Genomic DNA, 26,913 nt, shown 5'->3' on the forward strand with positions numbered 1-26,913 from the left:
TGTTTTCTGGAATATACCTAAAGTTAAGGAAAGAAGTGAGAAAAGTTATGAGAGTTTTAGAGTGCAAAAAAGTAACTAAAATATATGATGCTTATAAAGGAGCAGACGTTGTAAAAGCTTTAAATGGGATATCATTTATGGTTCACGAGGGAGATTTCTTAGGGGTAATGGGTCCAAGTGGAAGTGGTAAAACTACATTATTAAATATATTAGCAGGAATTGATAAATCCACTGCTGGAGAAGTGTTAATAGGAGAAAAAAATACTCAAAATATGAAAAAAGATGAGCTTGTTCTTTTTAGAAGAAATAATATTGGTTTTGTTTTTCAAGAGTTTAATCTTTTAGATAGTTTAACTGTAAAGGAAAATATTGCGTTCCCATTAACATTGGATAGATTAAAGCCTAAGGTAGTTGAGGAGAAAGTTAATGAATTAATTGAGTATTTTGGACTAGAACAAGTTAAGAATAGTTATCCATATAACATTTCAGGTGGACAAAAACAAAGAGTAGCAGAGGCTAGAGCTTTAATTAAAGAACCTAAAATAGTACTTGCAGATGAACCTACAGGAAATTTAGATTCAAAATCATCAGCTAATATAATGGAGAGTTTTAAAAAGATAAATAAAGAGAAAAAGTCTACTATTGTCATGGTTACTCATGATCCATTTGCTGCGTCCTTTTGCACAAGAATAATATTTATAAAAGATGGGAGTATAAAACTTGAAATAAATTCAAATGGAAATAGAAAGGAATTCTTTGACAAGGTAATGGAAGCTCAATTGGTTATGGGAGGACAAGAGTAATGGAGTTCTCATCATTAATAAGGAAAAACATTAAGTATAACATGAGGAATTATACATCCTATCTTATTGGGAATAGCATAATACAATGTATTCTTTTCATGTTTTTTACTTTATCTTTTAGTCCAGATTTCATGAATATAGATGAACCTGCTTTTATAAAAAATGACTTTCCACCAGTAGTTGTTTTAATGGTAGCCTTTTCTATTACATTTATTATTTTTACTACAGTATCATTTACAAAGTATAGGGGAAAAGAATTTGGGGTCTATTTCACAATAGGTTTGACATGGAAAGAAATAATAAAAATACTTTTTTATGAAAATATTATAATTTCTTTAGTATCTTTTGTGTTGGCTTCAGTTGTTGGAAGTGTATTTTCAAAGCTTTTTCAAATGGCTATATGGAAGATATTAAATGTGGATAGTATAAGTATTGCTTTGAATTTTAGAGTTTATGGAGCAATAATATTAATTTCCTTTAGTATATTTTTATTTACTAGCCTATATCAAATGTTCTTTTTAAAGAAGTATTCAATTGCCAGCATATTGAAATCAAAGTCAAAAAGGGATGTAGGTAGTACTAGCACTGCTTTGGGAATATTAGGAATTGTAATTCTTATAATTTCTGTAATTACAATTAATATTTCTTTTGGCAATTTTTATAATAATGGAGGAATTATAACTTATTCTATAATTGGGTTAATAATAGCCATTTATTTATTAATTGGATATTTTATGACTCTAATCTCAAAGATATTGAAATTGTTTAAAAGTTTTTATAATAATAATATTTTATTTGTTAAATCACTTTCACATAGATTTATTTCATATAGAAGAGTGCTATTTGTAGTTACATTAATGGTTGCAGGAGCTATAACATGCATATCTATAGCCTATAGTAATTACAAATCAACAGAAGAAATTGTTAATAAACAATATCCATATGATATTAGCTTTATAGTTGATAAAGGTCAAAAGAGTAATTTAGATATTAAAGATATTACCTTTAGTAATATAGAGGGAGTAAAAAAATATATAGAATTAGAAGGAATTAATATGCCTGATATAAGAATATCAGAAGATAAATGTAAAGTGTATGGTAGTAAATTATTAGTAATAAGTGAGGAGAGTTATAAAACACTAGGAAAAGATGCATTAAATTTAAAAAGAGGTGAAGTCCTATTTTCATATGCTGATAAGGGTATGAATTCTAATCAAGAAGGATTCATTTTAGATTTAACTAATAAAGGAATAAAGAGCAGTGGAGTATCTTTTAATTCTTATAAAGAAGAAAATAATTCAGATAATTATATATACATTAAAAAAGAAAATAGAATAGATGAAATTACTAATTCAGTAAATTATTTGGCAAATCACGATTATTTTAGATGTGATGCCTTAGTTGTTAGTAATGAAGATTATAAACTAATGAAAGAAAAAGTAAGTGATGATATGGTTAGTTACGATATTCTCATTAATGTTAATAATAATGCTGAATTTGAGAATTTAAAAGATAAATTAGATGAGAGTTTAGGAAAAAAAGTTAGTAATTCATTAACAATAAAAAAGGATTTCTTAAATCCAGAAATAAAGGAGAATAGTTTCTTACTGTTTGTATGTAGTTTTATAGGGATTATGCTTTTAATAGGAAGTGCAGCAGTTTTATACTTTAAAGCTATGACAACCATAGAAGAGGATAGGGAAAGAAGTAAACAATTAGTTAAATTAGGTTTAACTAAGAAGGAAATTAGTAAATTATCTATACAGGAATTAGGAATAATATTTCTTGTTCCTCCTGGTATAGCATTGGTGCTTGTTGGATATTTATTGTATGAAATTTTTAGTGTTATTAACGATGGTGAGAATTTGTGGAGATATAGTTTAAATGTTTTTATAGTGTATTCTATTATTCAAATTATTTTCTTTATTTTAACTAGTAGCAAATATAAAAGGCAACTTAATAGAGATTAGAATAATAGGAGGAGTAAAAGAATAATGGAATTTTCATATTTAGTTAGAAAAAATATTAGATACAATATAAAAAAATATATAGCTTATCTCATTGGAAATAGTTTAATTCAATGCATACTGTTCATGTTTTTTACATTAGTTTATAGCAAAGAATTTATGGAATCAGATAAAACTACTGCAATAAAATCAACTTTTTCTAGTGTAATTGTATTTATGATGGCTTTTTCAGTTTTATTTATTGTTTTTACAACAATGTCTTTTACAAAGTATAGAGGAAAAGAATTTGGTGTCTATTTTACAATAGGTTTAACTTGGAGAGAAATAATAAAAATATTATGCTATGAAAATCTTATAATTTCTTCAGTTTCATTCGTATTTGCATCTATTAGTGGAAGTTTATTTTCAAAGTTATTTCAAATGGCTATATGCCGTATATTAAAGCTTGATAATGTAAGTATTACTATAAATATTAAAGTATATGTAACTATATTAGTAATTTCAGTTTTTATATATTTATTTATGATATTATATCAAATGGTATTTTTAAAAAGATATTCAATAGTAAATATATTAAAGTCAAAATCAAAAAAAGATGTAGGAAGTATAAGTGTTACTTTGGGGATAATTGGCTTAATGATTTTTATAGTTTCAATTTACACATTTAAAACTGCTTTAAATAAGATTATAAATGCAAATATAGATGGAATGAATAATTTATTTGTATTTTCAGCTTTAGGGATAGTAGTAGCTGCATATTTATTAATTGGTTATTTCATAGCTGTGATTGCAAAAATGCTAAAGATTTTTAGAGAATTTTATAATAACAATATTCTATTTGTGAGTTCCCTTTCTCATAGATTTATATCTTATAGAGCAGTATTATTTATAGTTACATTGATGGTTGGTGTAGCTGTAACATTTATAACAATTGCATATAGCACCTATATATCAACTAAAAGACAAAATGATATAAGATATCCTTATGATTTTAGTTTAGTTTTTAGCAAAGAAGAGATAGGTAATAAAAATATTAAAGATTTTATGCTGAAAAATTTAAAAAAGGTTAATAATTACAACGAATTAGAAGGAGTAACTATCCCCAATATTAGAATAGTGGACAATCAATGTAAGTGGCAAGGATTTTATATGTTAGTTATAAGTGAAGCTAATTACAAAAAAATATCTAGCGAAGACTTAAATTTGAAAAAAGGGGAGGTTTTATTTTCTTATCCTAAAAAGGCTATGACTCCACTAAATGAGGATTTACTTTTAGATTTAACTAAAAGTAAAATAAATGAAATAGAAGTATCATTAGAGGATTATAAGAAAAATCATAAAGCAGAAGATTATATGTATATTTGCAAGGAAAATATAAGATATAGAATGTCTATACTTTTAAATTATAATTATGACAGATTAAATGTTTTGGTTGTAAATAATGAAGATTATAATGTGATTAAAACTAGATTAGGTGATGAAAAGGTTACTTATGATGTGTCTATTAATGGAATCTTAGAAAATGATGATTATAAAATGTTAAAGAAGAAGGTACAGGATAGTTTTGGAGAAAAAGTTTCTGATTCATTAATTATAAAAAAAGAACTTCTTGAAAAGGACATAAATGAAAATGGATTTCTACTATTTGTTTATAGTTTTATGGGTATGATGCTTTTGATAGGAAGTGCAGCAGTTTTATATTTTAAAGCTATAACAGATATAGAAGAAGATAAAGAGAGAGGTAGTAAGCTAAGGAAAATAGGCTTAAGTAAAAGAGAAATAAACAAATTATCTATGCAAGAGTTAGGTGTTATATTTTTCACTCCTTCTATTATAGGGTTAGTAGGCTCAGGATATTTTTTAACTAGTGTTTTCAATATTATGAGTGATGGTGAGTATATGAAAAAAAATAGTTTAACTATTTTTATAATATATTTCATAATTCAAGTTATATTCTATTGTTTAACTAGCAGTAAATATAAAAGAGAAATTAATCAGAGTATATAGGAGGAGATTATGGAAAGTAAATTTAGCGTTATATGTACAAATTTCATGAATAAAACAATTAGAAAATTATTATATTTAATTTTAATTGGAAACATAGGAGCAATAGGATTAAGTATTATTGGGTGGAATAAGAGTACAATACCATTTCTGATTATAGGAACAATTTCTATATTTATAGGATATAAAATAATTAGAGCCAATATATCTAATGTACAAAAACTGAGTCTTATTTTGATAATTGCACTTACTCTTCGGCTATTATGGTTTTTGAATATTCCAAGTGTGCCAGTTTCAGATTTTAGTCTAATAAATGAAGCAGCTATTAGCTTTTTAAATGGAGATAGAAGTATGTTTAGGGGAACTGAATATATATCAAGATTTCCTCATCTTACAGGAATGCTTCTGTATATGGCTTTAATAAATTTTTTGTTTCCTATAAAAAGTATAATAGTTATGAAATTTATAAATCTATTTTTAGGGTTAATAGATATAATTTTAATTTATCTAATAACTGATCTTATATTTAAAAATAAGATATATGCACAAATTTCAGCATTTATGGCTTCAGTATTCCCCCCGCTTATAACTTATACAACAGTATTTTGTAGTGAAAATATTGCAATGCCATTTTACTTGCTAAGTATATATTTATTTGTTCATCATTTAAGAAATAGAAACAGTAAATTTCAACTTTTACTATGTGGTGTGATTTTATCTATAGGCAATTTTTTTAGAACTATAGCAACAGTGATTTTAATAGCTTATATATTATATGTGATAATATATTCTTTAGGGGCTATTTATGAGAAATTAAGAGATATAGTTATATTAATTATTTCATATATATCAATAACTCTTATAATTAGCACAACACTTCAATCTTTGAATATTATAGAAAAGCCCCTTTGGAAACCAAGTGAATCTAAAATAACAAGTGTATTAAAAGGAAGTAATTATAAAAGCTTCGGAAGATTTAATAGTGAAGATGCAGATTTTATAAATGAACATTTAGATAACTATGAAGAATTAAAAGAAAAGTCTAAGGAAATAATTTTAGATAGGTATAAATCACATTCTATATTTGATACTACATTATTTTTAATAGAAAAATTTACATTACAATGGAGTGTTGGTGATTTTGAGGGCCATTTTTGGGCTCAAACAGATGTGCCAGAAGAAGATATAAAATTCCCCATAAAACAAATAGAAGGTTCATTAGCATTTCAATTAATATATTTTATAATAGTGACTTTAGTATTTATAGGATTAAAGAATGATCAAGTTTTAAGACATGTTAAAGAAGCAAATTTACTTTATCTAATAATAGGTGGGTATGGACTAACCTATTTAATAACAGAGACACAGGGAAGATACTCATATATATGTTGTTATATTATAATATTTTTATCTATAGCTGGAGTAGACAGTGTAATGCAAAAGTTTAAAACTAAATCAAGAAGTGGTGTTATTCAAGCTGAAATTCTGAGGGAAAATGAGTCTGCTATAAGTAATAATGAAAACGTTTTCTAAGTTTAAGGGGATCTAATATAAATAATAAGAAGTATATATGTTATAATTTTAAGTACAAATTTTGTTAAAAGAAGGAGGTTATGAGTATGGTTATTAAAAGTAAAACAATAGAGGGAAAGAATTTAGCATGGTTACTTCGTTCACCAACAAAAGATGATGCAGCAGAATTATCAAAGCTAAGGGTCAAAATTGATGGGGAGACAGAAAATTTAGATAGAGAGTTTGGAGAAGGACTATTAACAAGAGAAGATTTTGAGGAATTAATACATGAAGATTCAAAAGCAGAAAAAAATATATTTTTAATTGCAGAAGTGGATGGGAAAATAGTTGGCTTTTCAAGATTAGAAGGAAATAATCTAAGTAGATTTAGGCATAAGGCAGAATTTGGAATATGTATTTTAAAAGAATATTGGGGATTTGGAATGGGAAAAATTCTTATAGAAAACATTTTAGAGTTTGCAAAATCAGCAGATATAAAAAAGGTATCATTGTATGTAGTAGAAACAAACACAAAAGCAATAGAACTATATAAAAAATATGGCTTTGTGGAAGAGGGAATATTGAAAAAAGATAGAATTCATAAAGATGGTCATTATTATAATACTGTAGTTATGGCTAAATTTTTATAAGGGACATGAAAATAAATAATAGGTCCAAATTTGCCATGAATATTTTTTGTCAGGCAAGGAAGCAGATTGGTCTCATAGCGGGCTATTAGGGCAATCTGCTGACGCAGGATGATGGAAAATAGTCCGGCGAATTGACCTGTTATTTTTTGATTGTTCCTAAGGGAGTAGATTAAAGATGAAGATATCTAATGGAGTTGAAATGCTTGAAATAAAGGGAGAAGTGCGTGGACAAGCGAAGGTAATATATCCTACACTAATACATGATGAGGATAATGTAATCTTAGTTGATGCTGGGTTTCCAGAACAGTTTGATATAATACGTGAAGAGATTGAAAAGGCTGGTGTATCATTTGATAAATTAAAGACGATTATATTAACTCATCATGATATTGATCATGTTGGAAGTTTAAAAAAGTTTGTAGAGACGTTACCTGAAGTTAAAGTGTTAACTCATGAAGAAGAAAAGCCATATATTAATGGAGAAAAAACTCCACATAAATTAGCTCAACTTGAAAAAAACTTTGATTCATTACCTAGTAATATGAAGATGTTTGTTCAAAGTTTTAAATCTGGTTTTGAAAATTCCAGAGTTGATATAGATAAAACTTTTATAGATGGAGAAGAGTTACCATACCTAGGTGGAATAAAAGTTATCTATACTCCAGGACATACTATTGGACATAGCTCTTTATATATTAAAGAAAGCAAAATTCTTATAGTTGGAGATAATTTAATGGTGGAGGATGGAAAGCTTGTTAAGGCTTCTTCATCAATTAATTTTGATAACAAATTATATGAAGAGTCTTTGAAAAAATTTAAGAATTTTGATATAGAATCAGTAATTTGCTATCATGGTGGGCTATATAGAGGCAAGGTAAATGAACGTATAGAACAATTAATAAATGAATAAAAGTTTATAAAATCTTATAGGTTACATTTATGATAATATTCCTATATTCTTCTCCATATATATGGAGAGGAATATAGGAATATGAATTCCTCAGCTTTCATAAGTTCATAAAAAAATGTCTATCATAATCTAAAGCGCATTTATTAAAATAAATATCCATATTATCAATTTTAAAATTCATATCCATTCCTCCAAAATATAATATAAATCATACTGGTTACAAACATAACCTAATCACCCCTTAATATGATAATTTTTATTTGAGATACTAATTTGTAAGTTTTAAAATTTCAAATCCTGATTACATAAGTCGTATTGAGTTGGAAGGTTTATAATTAATTCAAGTTTGGTAAAGATACTTTTAAGAAAATAAGAACTACTTCAGGAATAATAAAATATCTTTCTAAGTGTTAAGTAAACATTTATACAAGGATAAGTATTAAAATATATATATGCAAGGGATAATGAAAATTGCTATATCTAATCAAGCATCTAGTAATGTGATGTTAGAATATCAATTTCAAATTTCATTGTTAAAGGAAAGGAGTGTATTATTTCTAAAAATGATGATATAGATGAAAATAGAATTTACATTGGTGGATGCTCTAATGGTGGTTATATGACACTACTAATGATTCGAGATTACCCACCATATGAATACAATGGACATTGGTCATGGATTTATGTTTATAACAATGAATGTGAAACAATAATTGATGGGGAAAAAATAAGAATTATGGAGTGGATGGCTAATCAATCATTAAATAAATAAAATTATATATAAAAAATAGAAATAGAAAGATGGAGTTGTAATCAGAATGATTTGAAAATCATTTTGATACAACTTCTTTTTAAATTATCTTTACAGATGTTCCAACAGGTACTAAGTTGTAAATTTCTATTATATTTGGATTATAAGTTCTTATGCATCCATTAGATACAGCTTTTCCTATAGAACTTGGATTATTTGTTCCATGAATACCATAATCTCCATTAGGAGCATTTAGCCCTAGCCACTTAGCTCCAAATGGACCACCAGGATTTTCAGCTTTATTGATTATTTTGAAATTTCCTTTAGGTGTAGGGCTAGATATTTTACCAACTGCAACAGGATAGGTTTTGAATAACTTACCATCTTTAAATAAAGATAATTTTCTTGCAGCAACATCAATTGTAATACTATAGTTAGAAGAGCGATATAGATTTTCTTGGTCTTTAAAAAAGTATATAAGCATGTTTAGTCTCCATAAAAAAATATTCATACCGTCTATAATATGATAAGAAATGTGAGCTGTGAAAAAGAACATACTAATTTATATAATGCTTGTATACAAAATATAAAAAGCATAGTAAAATTATACAAGGAGCTATAAGTAGTTTGTAAATAGATATATAAGAAAGTTTGGTTATATATGTTTACAAGTAAACTTAATAAAATAAAGGGGGAACAGAATTAAAAATAAAAAAGTAAACTATCATTATCTATTTTAGATATAGATTTAAGTTTTGTTTTGAAAACGTGTGCAGTAAAAAAGTATTTCAAAACATAAGAAAAATCTAAACCTTGTATACAGAAAATACTATAATCAAACACAGTACGAATGGAAACGATTTCTGCGTGATGGGGTTAGTGAATTAAAAAATGGTAGTAGTTCTAATTGATAGATGGAAAAGTACTCAGATATTAGTTATAAGGAGAAATTAACCAAACTTTATGCTCTAAATATAAAAAGTGAGGTAATAAAAATGAAATTAAGAAAACGATTAGGTTTTATGATGATTTGTTCTTTAGTTATGTGTGGATCAGTAGGTAGCATAGCAAATGCTAAGACATTGCTTAACAAAAAGATAGTTGTTTCAAAAGATGGAAAAGGGGATTATACTACAGTTCAAGAAGCTATTAATGCTGTGCCAGATAATAATGCTAGTTGGTATACAATAAATATTAAAGATGGTGTTTATAAAGAAGTAATTACAGTTCCATCTAGCAAAAAATTTGTTCATTTGGTTGGAGAAAGTGCAGAAGGAACTGTGTTAACATATGATAACTGTAATAGTATTTCAGGATCGACAGAAGCATGTGCTAGTACATTTTTAGAAGGTGATGATTTTTATGCAGAAAATATAACTTTTGAAAATTCATTTGATTATAATAATTCAACATTACCTAATAAACAAGCAGTAGCATGTGAACCGATGGGGGATAGACAAGTGTTTCGTAACTGCCGTTTTACAGGATATCAAGATACACTTTATGTTAGAAAAGGTAGACAATATTTTCAAGATTGTTATATAAGTGGACATACTGATTTTATATTTGGAGCATCAACAGCAGTATTTAAAAACTGTGAAGTATATTCAAAATATAAAGTAGGTGCAAGTGTAACAGCTCCAAGTACATTAACAGAAACTCAATATGGACTTGTATTTCTAGATAGTAAATTCATAGGTGATTCAAGTCTTCCTACTAATTCAATATACTTAGGACGTCCATGGCATCCAAGTTATGTAAAAGAACCTGTATGGTCAAGTGCTACTTTTATACGTTGTAATTTAGGACAACATATTAATAGCAATGGTTGGACTAAAATGAAAAATGTAGAGCCAAGTACAGAAAGACTTAGAGAATATAAAAACTATGGACCAGGTGCAGTAATTAACGAATTTAGACCTCAACTTGCAAAATCAGATGCAAAAGAGTATAAGATTAAAAAATTATTAAAAGGAAATGATTCATGGAATCCTGAAAAAGTAATTTCTTCAGTAAGATGATATTTAAAGAGCTTAAAAGTGACTTAATATAGTTGTTTTTAAGCTTTTTTATTTATAAAAAATAAGCTAATTCTAATAGATTGTATGTAAAAAAATCTAATAAATTTTAATATAAAAAAGAGTTTATTGACTCACAAAAAATAGTTATCTATAATAATTACTATAAGTAACTATTTAAAGGAGGCAAAAAAATGAATTATAATGATATAAATTTTGTTGGTAAAATAGTAAACTCTTTGCTTGCTGCAAAAAAAGCTATAGAATTTATGCCAGAGCTGCCTAATCAAATGAAAACTAGTCACATTAGAGTACTTCATACCATTTACAAAAATCGTAATGAAAATCAATTTGTTCGAGTGAGTGATGTGAGTATAAGTATGGGGATTACAAAACCAAGTGTTACAAAGCTAATAAATGAATTAGTCAAATTAGGTGCAGTGAAAAAATCTGTATCTGATACTGATAAAAGAGTTATATTAGTAGAACTTACTCTATTTGGAGAGGAATGTGTTCAAGAGTATGTTTTAAATTACCATACTAAGTTAGCAAAATATTTTTCAAAGCTTGATGAAAAGAAGTATATTTCTATGATCGAAACTATAGATTTCATCTATCAATCAATGGAAGAAGTATCAAAGGAGGAGTCATGAATAGTACAATTCAAAATAATATGAAAAAATTACAAGATAAAGAAAGTCAGTTCAATTTAATTATTGCTATAGTGTCAATTGCTATACTCTCTTTCATGGGTATATTATCAGAAACAGGGTTAAATATTTGTTATGCTGTACTAATGAATGAATTTAATGTATCTGCTTCATTAATTCAATGGCTTACTACAGGATATTTGTTAACATTGGCAATTTTGATTCCTATTTCACCTGTGTTACTGAAGAATTTTAGAACAAAAAGATTATTTCAAACAGCATGTACTATTTTTATAGTGGGAACACTTTTTTGCACTTTCTCTTGGAATTTTAGTATATTGCTATTAGGAAGAATAATACAAGCTGTTGGAACAAGTATAGCACTTCCATTAATGACTAACATTATATTAGAACAAGCTCCTAGTGAACAACGTGGATATCTTATGGGAATTGTTGGTCTTGTAATTAGCTTTGCACCAGCTATGGGGCCAGTTTTTGGTGGGATAATTATTGAACTGATAAATTGGCATTGGATTTTTATTATTATGATTCCATTTTTGGGTGGATCATTTATATTAGGTAGTAAGTATATTATTGATATTAATTTAAATGAAAAAATGACCTTGGATTTTTTTTCAATCTTTTTTTCAGCTATTGCTTTTGGAGGAATTGTTTATGGATTTAGTACATCTGGCGATACTGGTTGGTCTGATTTGAAGGTGATTTTTTCAATTGGTATTGGAATATTGAGTATGGTCGCTTTTGTATATAGACAGTTAAATTTAAAAAATCCGCTTATACATGTGTCTATATTTAAATATCCTATGTTTTCTGTAGGGGTTGCTATTGTTATGATAAGTATGATGACAGTCTTAGCAGCAGGATTTTTATTGCCTTTACTTCTTCAAAAGTCTTTAAAATTTTCAAGTCTAATTGCTGCATTGGCAATGTTACCTGGTGCTATTATGAATGGAATTATGTCACCTATTACTGGAAAGATTTTAGATAAGTATGGGCCTAAGATATTACTATCTACAGGTTTTTTGCTACTTACTAGTACACTCATTGTTTTCTCGTTTATTAATAATACATTTATTATTATAATAATTACTTATACAATTTTTATGTTTGCTGCATCAATGTTAGCAATGCCAGCACAGACAAATGGATTAAATCAATTACCACGTCAATATAATGCAGATGGTTCTGCAATTATGAATACTTTACAACAAGTATCGGGAGCTATTGGAACTGCTCTTGCTTCCAGTATTTTAACTAATAGGAGTGAAGTATATTTGCATCAATTTTCAAATGTGACTCCAGATATTATAGCTCAATCTGTTGCAGTTGGAACTCATAAAACCTTTATATTTTTTCTAATAATATCTTTTATAGGTTTTGTTATGGCACTATTTACTAAAAGGTAGATGGTGTTATGCTAAACTCAATTCTTTTTGAATCTAGTCTAGAAAAGTTTAAAGCATCAATATGTTAAAATTCATTGAACTTAAAGAATTACTTAGTTATAAGAGGAAGCTAAATAGAATAATTATTTGGCTTCTATTTTATTACACAATATGTAGACATTCAATTTTAGTAATTAGATTGAAAAATGGATTTGTTAATTTGGGAAGCCAACTTTGAAAAAGAAGGTACAAGCAAATTTGTATTATTTTTATTCCATACTATGTAGCTATTATGTGATGTGTTAAGCTTGATACTTCGAATAGTGGAGTTATTGTATAATCGAAAAAGTGAATCTGCAATTGTAATACCTAGTCCTAATTCAACAGAAAGCATTTGAGATTCTACATTAGGAACATATTTTATTTTTTTTGGTGATAAATTATTTTCTTTACACCATAAGAAAAAAATATCTTTAGCTTTTGGGAAAACATCAGAAGATAAAACAATAAAAGTTTCATCATTTAAATCTTTAAAATCAAAGGATTCTTTAGAAAAAATAGGATTATTTGAATTCACATAAAGTAAATGTTTTGTATTAAGAAAAATACTTGAGCAAAGATTAGTACTCTTTTCTAAAAAAGAATCAAGTGTAATAATAGCATCTAACTCATCATTGTATATTGCTTTTATCAAATTTGATGGAGTATGGCGTTCTATATAATATTCAACATTAGGAAATTGTTTATTGAAAGACATAAATATTTTATTTAATACATTACTAAGGTCCATTCCTTCTACACATCCTAAACGGAGTTTCTTACACCTATTATCATAAATATTTTGTGATTTTTTTATAGCTTCCTTATATAAATTATTAAATTCATTGAAAGTTTTATAAAAAATTATTCCAGCAGGGGTAAGCACTACATTACGATTTGAGCGAAAAAAAAAGGGTGAATCCAATTTCTTTTTCCAATGATGCAATTTGCTTGCTAATAGCTGGCTGGGAAACAAAAAGTGCATTTGCAGTGGCTGTAAAACTTTTATAATTCGCAAGTGTTAAAAAATATTCGATTTGAAGAGTATTCATAATTAATCCTCCTAAGTGATTTAATTGCTGTATCAATAGCTTATTTTGATATCTTTTGTGGAAAGATTTGATTTTATGGAAAATATAATCTTATTATGTAAATATTATAACATTATGAAATATAGGTGTAAATGAATTGCATTATAAAATAACAAGAGGAGATATAACCATATAGTTATAGAATGATGATAAATGGATATTTTACGTCAGAAAATTAGTGTGATACGATAAATTTACATAATATTAACATATAAGTATATAAATGAATTTCAAAAAGTTATTTAAGGAAACTGCTAGAAGCGTTATACAAGAAAGGATAGTAAATATATGAAGGAGATGAATTTATGAGTGAAAAAAAATTAACGCCAGAATCAGCTAAATGTTTTGAATACTCCCAATATAGATGGTTTATGCTAGCAGCTGCAGTTTTGGCTATGTTCTGTGCACAAATTGCAACTATGTCATTTGCACCAGTTATGGGAACAATTGCAGAAGATTTAGGAATTAGTTTAGGAACTGCTTCATTTGGATTTATGGGAATGAATTTATTTTCAACAGCAATAGGTGTCATGGTAGCAGGTTTACTAGCAGATAAGATAGGGATAAACACTGTAATATTAGGTGGATTAGTATTAATTTTACTAGCAAACTCGGCTTTTTCTATATTTGGATACAGTTATACTGCAGTTGTAATTATAAGAATGATTGAAGCAGTTGGAGTTGCACCAGCACTAATTGCTATTCAACCTATAGTTGCATACTGGTTTCCAGATAAGGAACATGGCTTAGCTTTTGGACTTAATGCATTCTGCATATTAGGACCAGTACTTTCAGGAGTAATTGGATCAAAACTTATATTAAGTGCTAGCAATTGGCAGAATGGTATGCTTTATTATTCGTTAGTTTTTTTTATAATTACTATTTTAGTAACCATTATTATCCTAGGAGCAGGAAAACATCTTCCTCCAACAATGGAAAGTAAAAAAAATATCAAAAAGGAAGTGAAATTTGATTTTAGAAAAGTATTCAGATATCCAGCATTTTGGATAGGGCTTTTTATTATGATATTAGCTAATTGGACAACCCAAACATTTAATGATTTTAGTCCAACCTATTTGGCTGTAGATGCACCAGTGGGAGTTGGATATGGAGCAGAAACAGCAGGGTCATTATCAGCATTAACTTGGGTAGGAATGATGTTTGGCATGTTTTTTTCAGGATTTTTGATAGATAAAGCTTTTAAGGGGAAGGCCATGCCAATAATATTAATTGGCTTTATTTCAAACATCATTTTAATAAATGGAATATTATCATCATCAGTTTATAGTTCAAAAAGTATTCTTACAATATGGTTAATGGTTGCTGGTGTTTTTAGTCCTTTTGTATCAGTTGGAAATCAATGCTTTTCTGTAAAAGTATTCACTCCTAATGTAATGGGAAAAGTATCAGCAATTTGGACATGTGCAGGTAATTTTGCAGGTTCAGCAGGAGTGATGGTAGGATCCTTTGCTCTTCATGTTACTGGAAATTATAAACTGTCATTTGCATTAATAACTACAATATGTGCTCTTGGAGTAATAATAGCTTTATTTTCAAGGCAAAGACAAGAAAGAATCAATATAGAATCAAGTATAACTTTTTAGATACATAAAAATAGTTTTTGAATAAGTTAATTAAATAATTAGAGCGTAGGGAGGAAATTAAATGAGTAAAAAATATAAAAATCTTATGTCACCATTAAAAATTAGAAATTTTGTATTAAAAAATAGAATGGAAGCTTCAAATTCATTACCACATTTTTTACAGGGGCCAGAAACATACCCAGCTGATTCAGTTATAGCACATTATGAAAACAAAGCGAAAGGAGCAGCTATTACCACATGTATGGGAATCAATAATTTTACTATTGGAAAGCAGTTTCCTATGGATATGGATTTTGGACATTTTCCAGATTATGATTTGTATGATTGTAACTCACAGAATTATTTGATGCAATTAGCAGATTCCATACATTATTATGATTCTATTGCATGTATGGCTATATTTGTTGGCCCACCATCTTTTTATCCACTTATAAAGAAGAAAAAGGTAGATGAAAATGTAGAATATGATTATGGGAATGGGAAGGTTTCAGCACCACCAATGGAAGAGTTTGAAATTGAAAAAATTTTTGCGCATGGTGAGCCTGTAGAGTATGACGAGAAAACATTGGATAAAATTTGTGATTCTTATGCAGAGCAAGCGTGGATTCTTCAAATGCTTGGTTATGAGATGGTTAGTATTCATTATTGTTATGGTGGAAATCTTCCATCCAGATTTATGTCACCACATACAAACAAAAGAACTGATAAATTTGGTGGTAGTTTAGAAAATAGAATGAGGTTTCCTCTTATGGTATTAGAACGTGTACGTAATAAAGTTGGAAATAACTTCTTAATTGAAATTGAATGGTCAGCAGAAGATTTACCAGGAGGATATACATTAGATGATACAGTTACTTTTTTAAATAAAGCAAAAGAATACATAGATATTGTACAACTTCGTGCAAGTTCTGTTGATCCTGCACATCCAACTGGATTTAACTTGGAAGAAACACCATTTTTACATTATTCAGAATATGTAAAGAAAAGGGTAGAAGGTTTAGTGGTTGGAACTATTGGAGGATACCATTATGTAGATACATGTGAAAAAGTTATAGCAGAGGGTAAAGCAGATTTAATTAGTATGGCAAGAGCTTGGATTTCTAATCCTAATTATTTTGAACTTGTAAAAGAAGGGCGTGGAGATGATGTAGTGCCATGTTTACGTTGTAATAAATGTCATGGTCGTGGAGAGAAAGACCCATTTGTTTCAGTTTGTTCTGTAAATCCTATTATTGGATTAGAACATAAAATTCAACGTATGATTGAGCCTGTTAAGAGGAAAAAGAAAGTAGCTATTATAGGTGGTGGACCAGGAGGTATGAGGTGTGCATTATATCTAAAAGAAAGAGGTCATGAGGTAGTAATATATGAAGCTGGAGATAAACTTGGAGGAGCAATTAAACATTCAGATTATGTATCATTTAAATGGCCTTTACGTCATTTTAAAGATTTTTTGATAAGTCAAGTTGAAAAAAATGAAATTGCAGTAAAAATTAACACTAAGGCAACACCAGAGATGATAGAAAGAGAAAATTATGATGTTATTATTACTGCACTTGGGGCAGTTTCAGTAAAACCATCAATTCCTGGCATTGATAGAGATAATGTGTTCTTTCCAGAGAAAGCTTTTATGGATTCAGATATATTAGGAAAAAATGTAGTTGTTATTGGTGGCGGTGAAGTTGGAGTGGAATCAGCAATGCATCTTTGTGAGAAAGGACATAATGTTACTGTGTTGGAAATGAGAGATAGATTAGCAGCAGATTCAACTAAAATTCATTATAGTGAAATGTTTAAGGCTGCATGGGAAGCACTTCCAAACTTTAAATCTGTTGTGAATGCAACTGTAACTGAAGTTAAAGATGGGGAAGTTGTATATAAAGATGAAAATGGAATAGAATTTTCTATTCTGTGTGATAGTGTAGTTGTATCAGCAGGGATGAAATCACTTACAGATGAAGCATTAAAATTTGCAGGTATTTCTGATGAATTTTACATGATTGGAGATTGCAAAAAACCTGCAACAATACAACAAGCTATGAGAAGTGCATTTTCAACTGCAATGAGAATCTAGATTAAAAATAAAATAGGTATGGAGGAGTATTGATGGATATTAGATTTGATGGGAAAACAGTAGTAATAACAGGTGGAGCAAGAGGAATAGGGTATTCCTGTGCTGAAAAAATGATTGAAAGTGGTGCTAAAGTAGCAATAGTAGATATTGTTCAAGAAAATATAGATATAGCTATAAGAAAATTAGAATCAAAAGGAGTCATAAAAGGGTACAAGCTAGATATATCAAAAGCATCAAATATTCCTTCCTTAGTCACAAAGATTAGAGAAGAATTAGGAGAAATAGATATTTTAGTACAAGCGGCTGGAATATTAAGTTCTAATCTTGGAACAAAAGTTACTGAAAAAGAATGGGATGATGCATTGAACATAAATGCAAAAGGAAGTTTTTTTATGATGCAAGCAGTTGTAAACCAATCTATGATTCCACAAAGTTCAGGTTCAATTATTAATTTTGCATCAATAGCTGGATTAAGGGGAATGCAAGAACCTTTATGCTCTGCTCATTATAGTGCAAGTAAAGGAGCAGTGGTACAAATAACTAAACAAGCTGCGGTAGAATGGGGGAAGCATCAAATTCGTGTAAATGCAGTAGCTCCAGGTGGTGTTAAAACTGAAGAAATGAAAAATGCAATATCAAAAGATATGAGTAGCCTTACAGATAATATTCCGTTAAAAAAATTATCAGAACCTAGTGACATTGCGTGTGGCGTATGTTTCCTTGCAAGTGATGCTGCTGCAATGATAACAGGGCACATACTTGTTATTGATGGAGGAGGCTATGCTTTAGGATTTTAGTCTATTACATTAATGGACAATCAAAAAAATAACAAGTCAATCCGCCAGACTATTTTCCATCATCCTGTGTCAGCAGATTGCCTGATGAAAAATATTCATGGCAAATTTGGACTTGTTATTTATTTTCATGTCCCTAAATTAATATAATAAAAAAATAATGAGGAGGAAAAGTAATGAAAAAGAAAAGAATTATTATTTCTTGTGTAGCTATTGCTTCTATAATGAGCAGTACATCTTGTTTAACTTTTGCTACAACAATACCATCTAGTACATTATCTATTACTGATACTTTATCAGTTACAGAAAATTCTAAAACAGTTGAAGCAAACACTACTTGGACTATTGACAAAACTACAAAACTACAAAAATTAATTATTGGTGAAGGTTCATCAATTGCTGCACCAGAAAGATATGATGTAACATTATCAGTTAATGGAGTTGGAAAGGCAATTGAAAAAGGCACATATAGAGGAGATATTGTTCTATCAGTAACAAAGCAAAATGTAGTTAAGTATTCTCCAAGTCTTACACATTATTTCAAACAAGCATTATATGTAGATTCTACAGGTATTGTATCAGATAAATCTGTTAAAGCAGAAGTTGTTGGTGGAAATGTAACAAACACTTCTGCAGATAATATTAATATCAAATCAGAAGAAGAAAAATTTAACGCTATATATGTGCCAGGTGGGACTTATAGTATCAATGATTCTAGACTTAGTTTAATTGGTAATGGGGGTAATGATTTTGCTGGTTATGGTGCAGGTATTATGTCTACAGGTAAAAATACAACAGTAGTAGTAAACAATACCAATATAGACACTCATGGTGCAATTCGTACAGCTGTTGTAGCTGATGCTGGCAGCAATATGATAGTTAAAAATTCAAATATCAGTGCTAAAGATGGAGTTCTTCCATCTGATTATAAGGCAAATGTACAACCGGGATTAATGAAATCAGCCCCTTGGATGCTTGGAATTTCAGGAAATTGCAGAGCTACTAATGTATTAGGAGAAAATACTAAAGCTACGTATATTAATTCTTCAGTGTCTGCTGAAGGATGGGGAGCTCTTTCAGTAGATGCTTGTAAAAATGTAAAGCTTACTGCTATTAATAGTAAAATTGCTGTTACAGGTAAAAGTGGATATGGAGCTTATGCAATAGGTGATTCTATAGATAGTTTTTATGGCTGTAAAATTAATGTACCTGATTATGGATTAATAGTTACAGGTGGTACTGGAAATTTTGGAGCTAGCACATCAGAAAAATTAAATACATTAAACTCAGATTTAAGTCTTGGTCTTACTTCTGGTGAGTTGAAATCTTTGCAAGAGACACAAACCACTGTAAAATCCAATAGATTTGGTGTTATGTGGCATGGCAATGGTACAGTTAATATTAAGGATGGTACAGTCTTTGAAACTGGAGAAACTTCTTTTTTAATTAAGGGAGCTGCTGCAAATATTAATATGGATGGTTCAAAAGGTGCTCATGTAAAATCAGCAAGTGGAGTTATCCTTCAATTAATGGATAATGATGATCCGGGTGCAGTTATGAGTGATGGTGTAATGTATAATACAGGTGTCTATAAAGAACCAACTGGAGATGCTACTTTAGATGAAAGTCATGATACTACTATAGTTACAAAAGATACAGATACTATAGCTAATTTTTCAAATACAATTTTAAAAGGTGATTTTTATAATTCTACACGTGGTGGAACTGCTACGGATTTTATGGGGAATAAGAAAAACTTAGCAAAAAATCTTTCTCTTAATTTTGATAAAACTAAAATAAATGGTGTGATTTCTGCATCTAATTCTAAACATGCAAAAGATACTATAACATCTGAGGATTATGAGGAATTAGGAGAGGTTACTAATGCTGTTAGCAGTGCTGTTAATAATGGTGTAATAGTATCATTAACTAATGGTTCCAATTGGACTGTTACTGGTAAGTCATGTTTGACAAGTTTAACTATTGATAATGATTCTAAAATTACTACTCCTAATGGATATAAAGTTACTATGAAAATTGATGGAAATGAAACTGAAATTAAAGCTGGTACTTATAAAGGGAATATAGTTATTACAATTGATAAAACTGCTGAATAAATTAGATTTTTAGTGTGATTGATAGAAAATTCAAAATAATATTAACGAAAAAATTTATAGAGGTGAAATATGAATAATAGAAAGAGATTAAAAGGATTTATCGCTTGTGCCATTAGTGTTTATATGTTGACTACAATATCTTCTAAAGTCATGGTAGCAGCTGCAGAAATTCCAGCAGGAGGGCCACCAGCAGCAAGTATTACCCCAATTACTTCTGCTGCTGTATATATAAAAGATGGAAAATATACTTTGGACAACTCTATTACATCAGCAGTATCAGGAAGTGATGTTACAGGGAGTGCAGCAAAAAAAATAAAAATCTTATCTGATGTAGAAAGCTTAAATGGGCTTTATGTAACAGGAAGTAATTCTAATTATTTATTAGAAAACTCTAAAATTTTACTTTCAGGAAATGGAAGTGATGATTTTTCAGGAGTTGGAGCAGGAGCTATGGTTAATGATGGTGGCACATTAACTTTAAGTAATTCGCAAATAATTACAAATGGTTGCATAAGAAGTGCAACAGCTGCTACTGATAATAGCACAATAAAGGTATATGATTCTACACTTATGGCCAATGGTGGGGCATTACCAAGTGATTATGTGGCAAAAATTGGACCAGGAATGATGACCCCTCCAACTGGTTTAGCTGTAACTGGAACTGCACGTACCTGTCTAACTATGAATAATTCTAAAAGTTATTACTACAATTCAAATATTATAGCAGATGGTTGGGGAGCACTTTCAACTGATTCTGCAAATGGATATGTTTACCTTGAAGCAAATAACTGTAGGGTTAAAACAATTACAAGTGGATATGGAGCTTATGCAGATAATGGATGTCATGATGCTTTCAATAATTGCAAATTTGATAGTGCAGCTATGGCATTAATTATGGCAGGAACTAATGATGCTACTTTTAATAACACAAGTGTTATTTGTAAAACAAATTTCGCTATGTTGCATTGTGTAATGGGAAGTACTTCAGATAAATCTACTTTAAATGTCAATGGTGGAAATATAGAAACAGATGATTCTACTATTTTAGTAAAAAGTCATAATGCAGATATTACTATTGATGGTTCAAATATTGTATGTAAAAATGGAGTTCTAATTAAATCAATAATAAATTCTGATGAAAATAGAACTAAAGTTCCAACTGGTGAAAAAGTTTATGGAATAAATACAATGTTAAAAAACATGAGACTTGAAGGCGATATACTCCATGAAGATACTGAAAGAACCATGTCAATTAATCTTGTTGGGACAACTTTAAAAGGTAAAATAAAGGATGCTTCTATCAATATTGATGCAAATAGTAAATGGACAGCAACAGCAGATTCTAATGTTACACTTGTTAGTTCTGATATATCAAAAATAGATGCTCCTACAGGTGTTACAATTACAGCTAAGGCAGGTTCAGATTGTACATTAAGTGGTAGTTATACACTTGCAAGTGGTGGAATTTTAAATGTTAACTAGAAAATAGGTTAATATAAAAAATGATAAGTATCAGTTAATGGAATCCAGAAGATATAATTTTAGCTATGAATTAAATAAAGAACAAATTTTAAATTTCATGTTCGTTAAAAAAATATCTATTGTTGACACTTGGAAATAAATATGTGATACTGAAAACGTAGAGAAAACAATTACATTAAGGTGTTTTCAGAGAAAAAAATATAAATGTAGGCTATAGAGAAATTAGAGAATTCAGCCACATAAAACAGAAATTACTTAGTTAAATGAGACTAAGTAATTTAAAACTTCTATTTTAAGCGACATTAGAAATAAGTTGTTTAAAGTAAAGTGTGTTTTATGTGGCTATAATTATGAAGAAAATTAACTAATTCTTAATAAAGTTAGTTTTACTAAAATTATTGTTTAAATCATAAATATATATTGTGTTATTTAATAGTAATATTAAAAAGAAGATTAATTTACGAGAGTAGGTGCATATAAAATAATTCTAGGTAATGAATATAATAGTGAAGAGGTATCGTAAAATAGAAGGGAGATGGTGCTATGACAATTTTTTTAGCAGAACTTATAGGTACATTATTACTTATTCTATTAGGAGATGGTGTTGTTGCAAACGTTGTCTTAAAGAAATCAAAGGGATATGGCTCAGGATGGATTGTAATTACAACTGGATGGGCTATTGCAGTAGCAGTTCCAGCTTTGATTTTTGGAAGCTACAGTGGAGCACATTTTAATCCGGCATTAACAATTGCTTTTGCTGTAATAGGAAAAGTAGCATGGAGTCAGGTTCCAATATACTTAGCAGGACAATTTATAGGTGGATTTTTAGGAGCTATTTTAGTATTTGTTCATAATTATGATCATTTTAAATGTAGTGATAGCAAAGAGGACAAGCTAGGAATATTTTGTACAGGTCCAGCAATAAGAAATAAAACTGTAAACTTTATTTGTGAAGTTATAGGTACATTTGTATTAGTTTTTGGAATTTTAGGAATAGGAGCACAAAATTTAACTAATGGAATTGGAACACTATTTGTAGGTTTATTGATTTGGGGAATTGGATTAAGTTTAGGAGGAACAACAGGTTATGCGATTAATCCAGCTAGAGATTTAGCACCAAGAATTGCACATGCAGTTTTACCAATACCTAATAAAGGTGATTCGGATTGGGATTATTCATGGATTCCTGTAGTTGGGCCAATAATTGGTGGTATTTTAGGTGCTTTAGTTTATACATTATTTTTCTAAAGTAATTCTTTTAAATTATTATCCCATGATTTGACACTATAAAATTAGTGTGTAATACTTAGAATAAAAAGAAAACAATTACACAGGAGTAAACATGAATATAAAAGAATTATTAGAAGAAAATCCAATTATAGCAGCAGTAAAAAATGAAGAACAATTAGATAAAGCTGTAAATTCAGACGCTGAAATCATATTTGTTTTATATGGAGATGTAATGAACATTAAAGAAATAAGCAATATCATAACATCCAATAGTAAAATAGGAATAATTCATATCGATTTAGTTGAAGGATTTACAAATAAAGAAGTTGTTATAAGGTATATTAAAGAAGAAACTAAATTTAGTGGCATAATTAGTACAAAGCCACAAGTAGTTAAGGCAGCTAAGAAATATAATTTATTGGCAGTTCAAAGGTTCTTTATCTTTGATACACTTTCATTAAATAATGTTAAGAATCATTTGATTTCTGAATGTGATGCAGTGGAGATTTTACCAGGAATAATCCCAAAGGTAATCGATATTATTGCAAAGTATTCTAATAAACCTGTAGTCGCAGGAGGGTTAATTGAAACTAAAGAAGAGGTTATGGAGGCTTTAAGTTCAGGAGCTACATGTGTGTCTACAACTAAAAAAGAAATTTGGGACATGTAGTATATAGAAAATTAAATTTTAGAGAAATATTAGATAACAGAGGAGTGCATTATATGAAAAAATACATTATAGCTTTAGATCAAGGAACTACTAGTTCGAGGGCGATAATTTTTGATAAAGATCAAAATATATTTGGTGTAAGCCAAAAAGAATTTACTCAAATATATCCCAATCAAGGATGGGTTGAACATAATCCTTTAGAAATATGGGCAAGCCAATATGGAGTTTTGCAAGAAGTAATGGCAAAAACTAATATAACTCAAGATGAGGTAGCAGCTATAGGAATTACAAACCAAAGAGAAACAACGATAGTATGGGACAAAAAAACAGGAGAACCAGTATACAATGCAATTGTTTGGCAATGTAGAAGAACAGCAGCTATAATAGAAGATCTTAAAGAAGATAAAGAATTTCAGGAATATGTAAAAGAAAATACAGGATTATTATTAGATGCATATTTTTCAGCAACTAAGATAAAATGGATTTTAGATAATGTTGAAGGTGCACGTGAAAGAGCAGAAAATGGAGAGCTATTGTTTGGTACAGTTGATACTTGGTTAGTATGGAAACTTACAAATGGCAAAGTGCATGTAACCGATTTCACAAATGCATCAAGAACAATGCTTTATAATATAAAAGAATTAAAATGGGATGAAAGGATTTTAGAGAAACTTAACATTCCAAAATCCATGTTACCAGAGGTTAAAAATTCATCAGAAGTTTATGGATATACAAATCTTGGTGGCACTGGAGGAGTTAGAGTGCCTATAGCAGGTATGGCTGGAGATCAGCAATGTGCTTTGTTTGGGCAAACTTGTTTTGAGGAAGGTAGTGTTAAAAATACTTATGGAACAGGTTGTTTCCTCCTTATGAATACAGGAGAAAAGATGATTCAAAGCAAAAATGGTTTAGTTACTACCATTGCAATAGGAATTGATAACAAAGTACAATATGCTTTAGAAGGATCAGTATTTGTTGGTGGTGCTGTTATTCAATGGATTAGAGACGAGCTTAAATTAGTTAGTGATGCTGCAGATACAGAATATTTTGCTAAGAAGGTTAAAGATAATGGAGGAGTATATGTTGTTCCAGCATTTACTGGTCTTGGAGCTCCATATTGGGATATGTATGCAAGAGGAGCCATTATGGGATTAACAAGAGGAGCCAATAGAAATCATATTATTAGAGCTGCTCTTGAATCTATTGCGTATCAATCAAGGGATTTAATGGACGCAATGCAAGAAGATTCAGGATGTAAACTTACAAGTCTTAAAGTTGATGGTGGAGCTTGTAGAAATAATTTATTAATGCAATTCCAAGCCGATATTACAGGTGCAGAGGTTGTAAGACCTATAATAACAGAAACAACAGCTCTTGGTGCAGCATATTTAGCTGGACTTGCTGTAGGCTTCTGGAAATCTAAAGAAGAGATTGCAGAAAAGTGGGCTGTAAGTGAGACTTATACTCCTAATTTAGATGAAGATAAAAAGAATAAATTATACAAGGGATGGAAGAAAGCGGTTAAGAGAGCACAAGAATGGGAAGAAGATTAAAATAAAAGCTGGACATGTATACCTATACAGGCTATAATATAATTATAAAGTAAATAATAAAATGCTGAGAGAATTTAGAGTCAAGCATAAAAACTTTGGTGATTATTCACCTTGTTTTTAGCTTGGCTTTTTTTACGTGATTAAGGAGGGTTTAATATGTATGATGTAGCAATAATTGGAGCAGGTGTCGTAGGATGTTCCATATTTAGAGAATTAACCAAATATAACTTAAAGGTAGTTGTGTTAGAAAAAGAAAATGATGTTTCACTAGGAACAAGTAAAGCAAATTCGGCAATAGTGCATGCAGGATATGATCCTAAAGAAGGTACTTTAATGGCAAAGTACAATGTAAAAGGAAATGAAATGTTTGAAGATTTATGCAAAGAGTTAAGTGTTCCTTTTAAGAGAAATGGATCATTAATTTTAGCTTTTAATGAAGAGGATATGGATACAATAAGAGGGCTTTATGAGAATGGAACAAAAGTAGGAGTTAAAAATTTAAAAGTTTTAACAATGGATGAAACTTTAGAATTAGAACCAAACCTTAATGAAGACATAAAAGGAGCATTATATGCCCCAACTGGTGGTATAGTTGGACCATTTGAATATACTATAGCTTTAGCAGAAAATGCAGTTGAAAATGGTGGAGAGATTAAATTAAGAAAAGAAGTTGTTTCAATAGAGAAAGATGATTTCTTTAAGATTTCAACTAAGGATGGAGAGATAGTAGAAGCTAAATTTGTTATAAATGCTGCTGGAGTTTATGCTGATAAGATACACAATTTAATTTGCAAAGAAAGCTTTAAGATAATTCCAAGAAGTGGTGAATATTATGTAATGGATAAAAGCCAAGGAAGTTTAGTTAGTCATACATTATTCCAATGTCCATCTAAGTTTGGAAAGGGAGTATTGGTAACACCAACTGTTCATGGAAATTTATTAGTAGGACCTGATGCAAGAGATATAGAAGATAAAGAAGATTTAGGTACAATTGCAGAAGGATTAGAAGAAATAAGAGAATCTGCTATGAGAACTACAACAAAAGTTAATTTTAGAGAAGGAATAAGAAATTTTGCAGGACTTAGAGCTAATCCAGATACAGGTGATTTTATAGTAGAAGAAAATGATGAAGTAAAAGGTTTTGTAGATGTTGCAGGAATGAAATCACCAGGGTTATCTTCAGCTCCAGCTATAGCACTAGATGTAGTTAGTATATTAGAAAAAGCAGGATGTAGCTTAGAGAAAAAAGAAGATTTCATAGCAAAAAGAGATCAAATTCATTTTATGGAATTAGAACCAAAGGATAAGGCTAATCTTATAAAAGAAAATCCTGAGTATGGAAGAATAGTTTGCAGATGTGAAAGTATAACAGAAGGAGAAATAGTTGATGCAATAAAAAGAAGCTTTGGAGCCATATCATTAGATGGAGTAAAAAGAAGATGTAGACCAGGAATGGGAAGATGTCAAGGTGGATTCTGTGGACCAAAAGTTCAAGAGATAATAGCAAGAGAATACGGTGTTCCATTAGAAAGTGTTATGTTGGAAAAAGATAAATCTTATATATTAGTAGGGAAAACTAAGTAGAAGG

The 26,913-nt window shown here is 29.3% G+C and carries 22 protein-coding genes; 19 read left to right on the plus strand and 3 right to left on the minus strand.

The annotated features are described in order from the left end of the window. The first annotated feature begins 47 nt into the window (after window positions 1-47). The 7 genes from NNC19_RS09985 (at window position 48) to NNC19_RS10015 (ending at window position 8,618) form a co-directional block, all read left to right on the plus strand. Window positions 48-803 (plus strand): ABC transporter ATP-binding protein, encoded by a 756-nt coding sequence (locus NNC19_RS09985; protein WP_310938499.1) that lies wholly within the window; start codon window positions 48-50, stop codon window positions 801-803. A 98-nt stretch (window positions 804-901) separates the two neighbouring features. After that, complete coding sequence (locus NNC19_RS09990) at window positions 902-2,773, plus strand: ABC transporter permease (RefSeq protein WP_310938500.1); 1,872 nt, start codon at window positions 902-904, stop codon at window positions 2,771-2,773. Window positions 2,774-2,797: 24 nt separating this feature from the next. After that, entirely contained in the window at window positions 2,798-4,777 is a 1,980-nt protein-coding gene (locus NNC19_RS09995; RefSeq protein WP_310938501.1) for an ABC transporter permease, read from the plus strand. Between the two features lie 9 nt (window positions 4,778-4,786). Next, entirely contained in the window at window positions 4,787-6,307 is a 1,521-nt protein-coding gene (locus NNC19_RS10000) for a glycosyltransferase family 39 protein (protein ID WP_310938502.1), read from the plus strand. Window positions 6,308-6,393: 86 nt separating this feature from the next. After that, window positions 6,394-6,936, plus strand: a complete 543-nt coding sequence (locus NNC19_RS10005; protein ID WP_310938503.1) for a GNAT family N-acetyltransferase — start codon at window positions 6,394-6,396, stop codon at window positions 6,934-6,936. Window positions 6,937-7,111: 175 nt separating this feature from the next. After that, complete coding sequence (locus NNC19_RS10010) at window positions 7,112-7,846, plus strand: MBL fold metallo-hydrolase (protein WP_310938504.1); 735 nt, start codon at window positions 7,112-7,114, stop codon at window positions 7,844-7,846. Window positions 7,847-8,375: 529 nt separating this feature from the next. Next, entirely contained in the window at window positions 8,376-8,618 is a 243-nt protein-coding gene (locus NNC19_RS10015) for a prolyl oligopeptidase family serine peptidase (protein ID WP_310938545.1), read from the plus strand. 79 nt (window positions 8,619-8,697) lie between these two features. On the opposite strand, the gene NNC19_RS10020 is transcribed toward NNC19_RS10015, so the two are convergent. Next, window positions 8,698-9,081 carry a L,D-transpeptidase gene (locus tag NNC19_RS10020; RefSeq protein ID WP_310938505.1) on the minus strand — a complete coding sequence of 128 codons (384 nt, stop codon included), beginning with the start codon at window positions 9,079-9,081 and terminating at the stop codon, window positions 8,698-8,700. A gap of 511 nt (window positions 9,082-9,592) precedes the next feature. Between NNC19_RS10020 and NNC19_RS10025 the strand changes: the two genes are divergently transcribed. The 3 genes from NNC19_RS10025 to NNC19_RS10035 all read left to right on the plus strand — a co-directional run bounded on the left by NNC19_RS10025 (window position 9,593) and on the right by NNC19_RS10035 (window position 12,692). Beyond that, entirely contained in the window at window positions 9,593-10,618 is a 1,026-nt protein-coding gene (locus tag NNC19_RS10025; protein ID WP_310938506.1) for a pectinesterase family protein, read from the plus strand. A gap of 191 nt (window positions 10,619-10,809) precedes the next feature. After that, the gene (locus NNC19_RS10030) at window positions 10,810-11,268 is read left to right on the plus strand and encodes a MarR family transcriptional regulator (protein WP_310938507.1); all 459 of its coding nucleotides are present in this window, start codon (window positions 10,810-10,812) and stop codon (window positions 11,266-11,268) included. Further along, window positions 11,265-12,692: a DHA2 family efflux MFS transporter permease subunit gene (locus NNC19_RS10035; RefSeq protein ID WP_310938508.1), complete on the plus strand. Its 1,428-nt coding sequence runs from the start codon at window positions 11,265-11,267 to the stop codon at window positions 12,690-12,692. Before NNC19_RS10030 ends, NNC19_RS10035 begins: the two co-directional genes overlap by 4 nt. 166 nt (window positions 12,693-12,858) lie before the next feature. Here the strand turns inward: NNC19_RS10035 and NNC19_RS10040 are convergent, their stop codons facing one another. Together NNC19_RS10040 and NNC19_RS10045 are read right to left on the minus strand one after the other, a co-directional pair. Further along, entirely contained in the window at window positions 12,859-13,596 is a 738-nt protein-coding gene (locus NNC19_RS10040; protein ID WP_310938546.1) for a LysR family transcriptional regulator substrate-binding protein, read from the minus strand. A gap of 4 nt (window positions 13,597-13,600) precedes the next feature. Beyond that, the gene (locus NNC19_RS10045; RefSeq protein ID WP_310938509.1) at window positions 13,601-13,762 is read right to left on the minus strand and encodes a LysR family transcriptional regulator; all 162 of its coding nucleotides are present in this window, start codon (window positions 13,760-13,762) and stop codon (window positions 13,601-13,603) included. Between the two features lie 344 nt (window positions 13,763-14,106). Here NNC19_RS10045 and NNC19_RS10050 point away from each other — a divergent pair, with 344 nt between their 5' ends. The 9 genes from NNC19_RS10050 to NNC19_RS10090 all read left to right on the plus strand — a co-directional run bounded on the left by NNC19_RS10050 (window position 14,107) and on the right by NNC19_RS10090 (window position 26,909). Further along, complete coding sequence (locus NNC19_RS10050; protein ID WP_310938510.1) at window positions 14,107-15,405, plus strand: MFS transporter; 1,299 nt, start codon at window positions 14,107-14,109, stop codon at window positions 15,403-15,405. Window positions 15,406-15,466: 61 nt separating this feature from the next. Beyond that, the gene (locus NNC19_RS10055) at window positions 15,467-17,479 is read left to right on the plus strand and encodes an FAD-dependent oxidoreductase (RefSeq protein ID WP_310938511.1); all 2,013 of its coding nucleotides are present in this window, start codon (window positions 15,467-15,469) and stop codon (window positions 17,477-17,479) included. 32 nt (window positions 17,480-17,511) lie between these two features. Beyond that, the gene (locus NNC19_RS10060; protein WP_310938512.1) at window positions 17,512-18,276 is read left to right on the plus strand and encodes an SDR family oxidoreductase; all 765 of its coding nucleotides are present in this window, start codon (window positions 17,512-17,514) and stop codon (window positions 18,274-18,276) included. 173 nt (window positions 18,277-18,449) lie between these two features. After that, entirely contained in the window at window positions 18,450-20,390 is a 1,941-nt protein-coding gene (locus NNC19_RS10065) for a hypothetical protein (RefSeq protein ID WP_310938513.1), read from the plus strand. 69 nt (window positions 20,391-20,459) lie between these two features. After that, entirely contained in the window at window positions 20,460-21,872 is a 1,413-nt protein-coding gene (locus tag NNC19_RS10070; RefSeq protein WP_310938514.1) for a hypothetical protein, read from the plus strand. 543 nt (window positions 21,873-22,415) lie between these two features. After that, window positions 22,416-23,120 (plus strand): MIP/aquaporin family protein, encoded by a 705-nt coding sequence (locus NNC19_RS10075; protein WP_310938515.1) that lies wholly within the window; start codon window positions 22,416-22,418, stop codon window positions 23,118-23,120. 94 nt (window positions 23,121-23,214) lie between these two features. After that, window positions 23,215-23,772: a glycerol-3-phosphate responsive antiterminator gene (locus NNC19_RS10080; RefSeq protein WP_310938516.1), complete on the plus strand. Its 558-nt coding sequence runs from the start codon at window positions 23,215-23,217 to the stop codon at window positions 23,770-23,772. 53 nt (window positions 23,773-23,825) lie between these two features. Beyond that, window positions 23,826-25,325, plus strand: a complete 1,500-nt coding sequence (gene glpK / locus NNC19_RS10085) for a glycerol kinase GlpK (protein WP_310938517.1) — start codon at window positions 23,826-23,828, stop codon at window positions 25,323-25,325. A gap of 156 nt (window positions 25,326-25,481) precedes the next feature. Next, window positions 25,482-26,909 (plus strand): NAD(P)/FAD-dependent oxidoreductase, encoded by a 1,428-nt coding sequence (locus tag NNC19_RS10090; RefSeq protein WP_310938518.1) that lies wholly within the window; start codon window positions 25,482-25,484, stop codon window positions 26,907-26,909. Window positions 26,910-26,913: the final 4 nt, after the last annotated feature.

The organism is Clostridium sp. SHJSY1 (genome assembly GCF_031626875.1).
GTDB lineage: Bacteria > Bacillota > Clostridia > Clostridiales > Clostridiaceae > Clostridium.

Coding starts and splice junctions, on each gene's coding strand:
- NNC19_RS09985 (WP_310938499.1), top strand. CDS start 48: ATGAGAGTTTTAGAGTGCAAAAAAGTAACTAAAATATATGATGCTTAT.
- NNC19_RS09990 (WP_310938500.1), top strand. CDS start 902: ATGTTTTTTACTTTATCTTTTAGTCCAGATTTCATGAATATAGATGAA.
- NNC19_RS09995 (WP_310938501.1), top strand. CDS start 2,798: ATGGAATTTTCATATTTAGTTAGAAAAAATATTAGATACAATATAAAA.
- NNC19_RS10000 (WP_310938502.1), top strand. CDS start 4,787: ATGGAAAGTAAATTTAGCGTTATATGTACAAATTTCATGAATAAAACA.
- NNC19_RS10005 (WP_310938503.1), top strand. CDS start 6,394: ATGGTTATTAAAAGTAAAACAATAGAGGGAAAGAATTTAGCATGGTTA.
- NNC19_RS10010 (WP_310938504.1), top strand. CDS start 7,112: ATGAAGATATCTAATGGAGTTGAAATGCTTGAAATAAAGGGAGAAGTG.
- NNC19_RS10020 (WP_310938505.1), bottom strand. CDS start 9,081: ATGCTTATATACTTTTTTAAAGACCAAGAAAATCTATATCGCTCTTCT.
- NNC19_RS10025 (WP_310938506.1), top strand. CDS start 9,593: ATGAAATTAAGAAAACGATTAGGTTTTATGATGATTTGTTCTTTAGTT.
- NNC19_RS10030 (WP_310938507.1), top strand. CDS start 10,810: ATGAATTATAATGATATAAATTTTGTTGGTAAAATAGTAAACTCTTTG.
- NNC19_RS10035 (WP_310938508.1), top strand. CDS start 11,265: ATGAATAGTACAATTCAAAATAATATGAAAAAATTACAAGATAAAGAA.
- NNC19_RS10045 (WP_310938509.1), bottom strand. CDS start 13,762: ATGAATACTCTTCAAATCGAATATTTTTTAACACTTGCGAATTATAAA.
- NNC19_RS10050 (WP_310938510.1), top strand. CDS start 14,107: ATGAGTGAAAAAAAATTAACGCCAGAATCAGCTAAATGTTTTGAATAC.
- NNC19_RS10055 (WP_310938511.1), top strand. CDS start 15,467: ATGAGTAAAAAATATAAAAATCTTATGTCACCATTAAAAATTAGAAAT.
- NNC19_RS10060 (WP_310938512.1), top strand. CDS start 17,512: ATGGATATTAGATTTGATGGGAAAACAGTAGTAATAACAGGTGGAGCA.
- NNC19_RS10065 (WP_310938513.1), top strand. CDS start 18,450: ATGAAAAAGAAAAGAATTATTATTTCTTGTGTAGCTATTGCTTCTATA.
- NNC19_RS10070 (WP_310938514.1), top strand. CDS start 20,460: ATGAATAATAGAAAGAGATTAAAAGGATTTATCGCTTGTGCCATTAGT.
- NNC19_RS10075 (WP_310938515.1), top strand. CDS start 22,416: ATGACAATTTTTTTAGCAGAACTTATAGGTACATTATTACTTATTCTA.
- NNC19_RS10080 (WP_310938516.1), top strand. CDS start 23,215: ATGAATATAAAAGAATTATTAGAAGAAAATCCAATTATAGCAGCAGTA.
- glpK (WP_310938517.1), top strand. CDS start 23,826: ATGAAAAAATACATTATAGCTTTAGATCAAGGAACTACTAGTTCGAGG.
- NNC19_RS10090 (WP_310938518.1), top strand. CDS start 25,482: ATGTATGATGTAGCAATAATTGGAGCAGGTGTCGTAGGATGTTCCATA.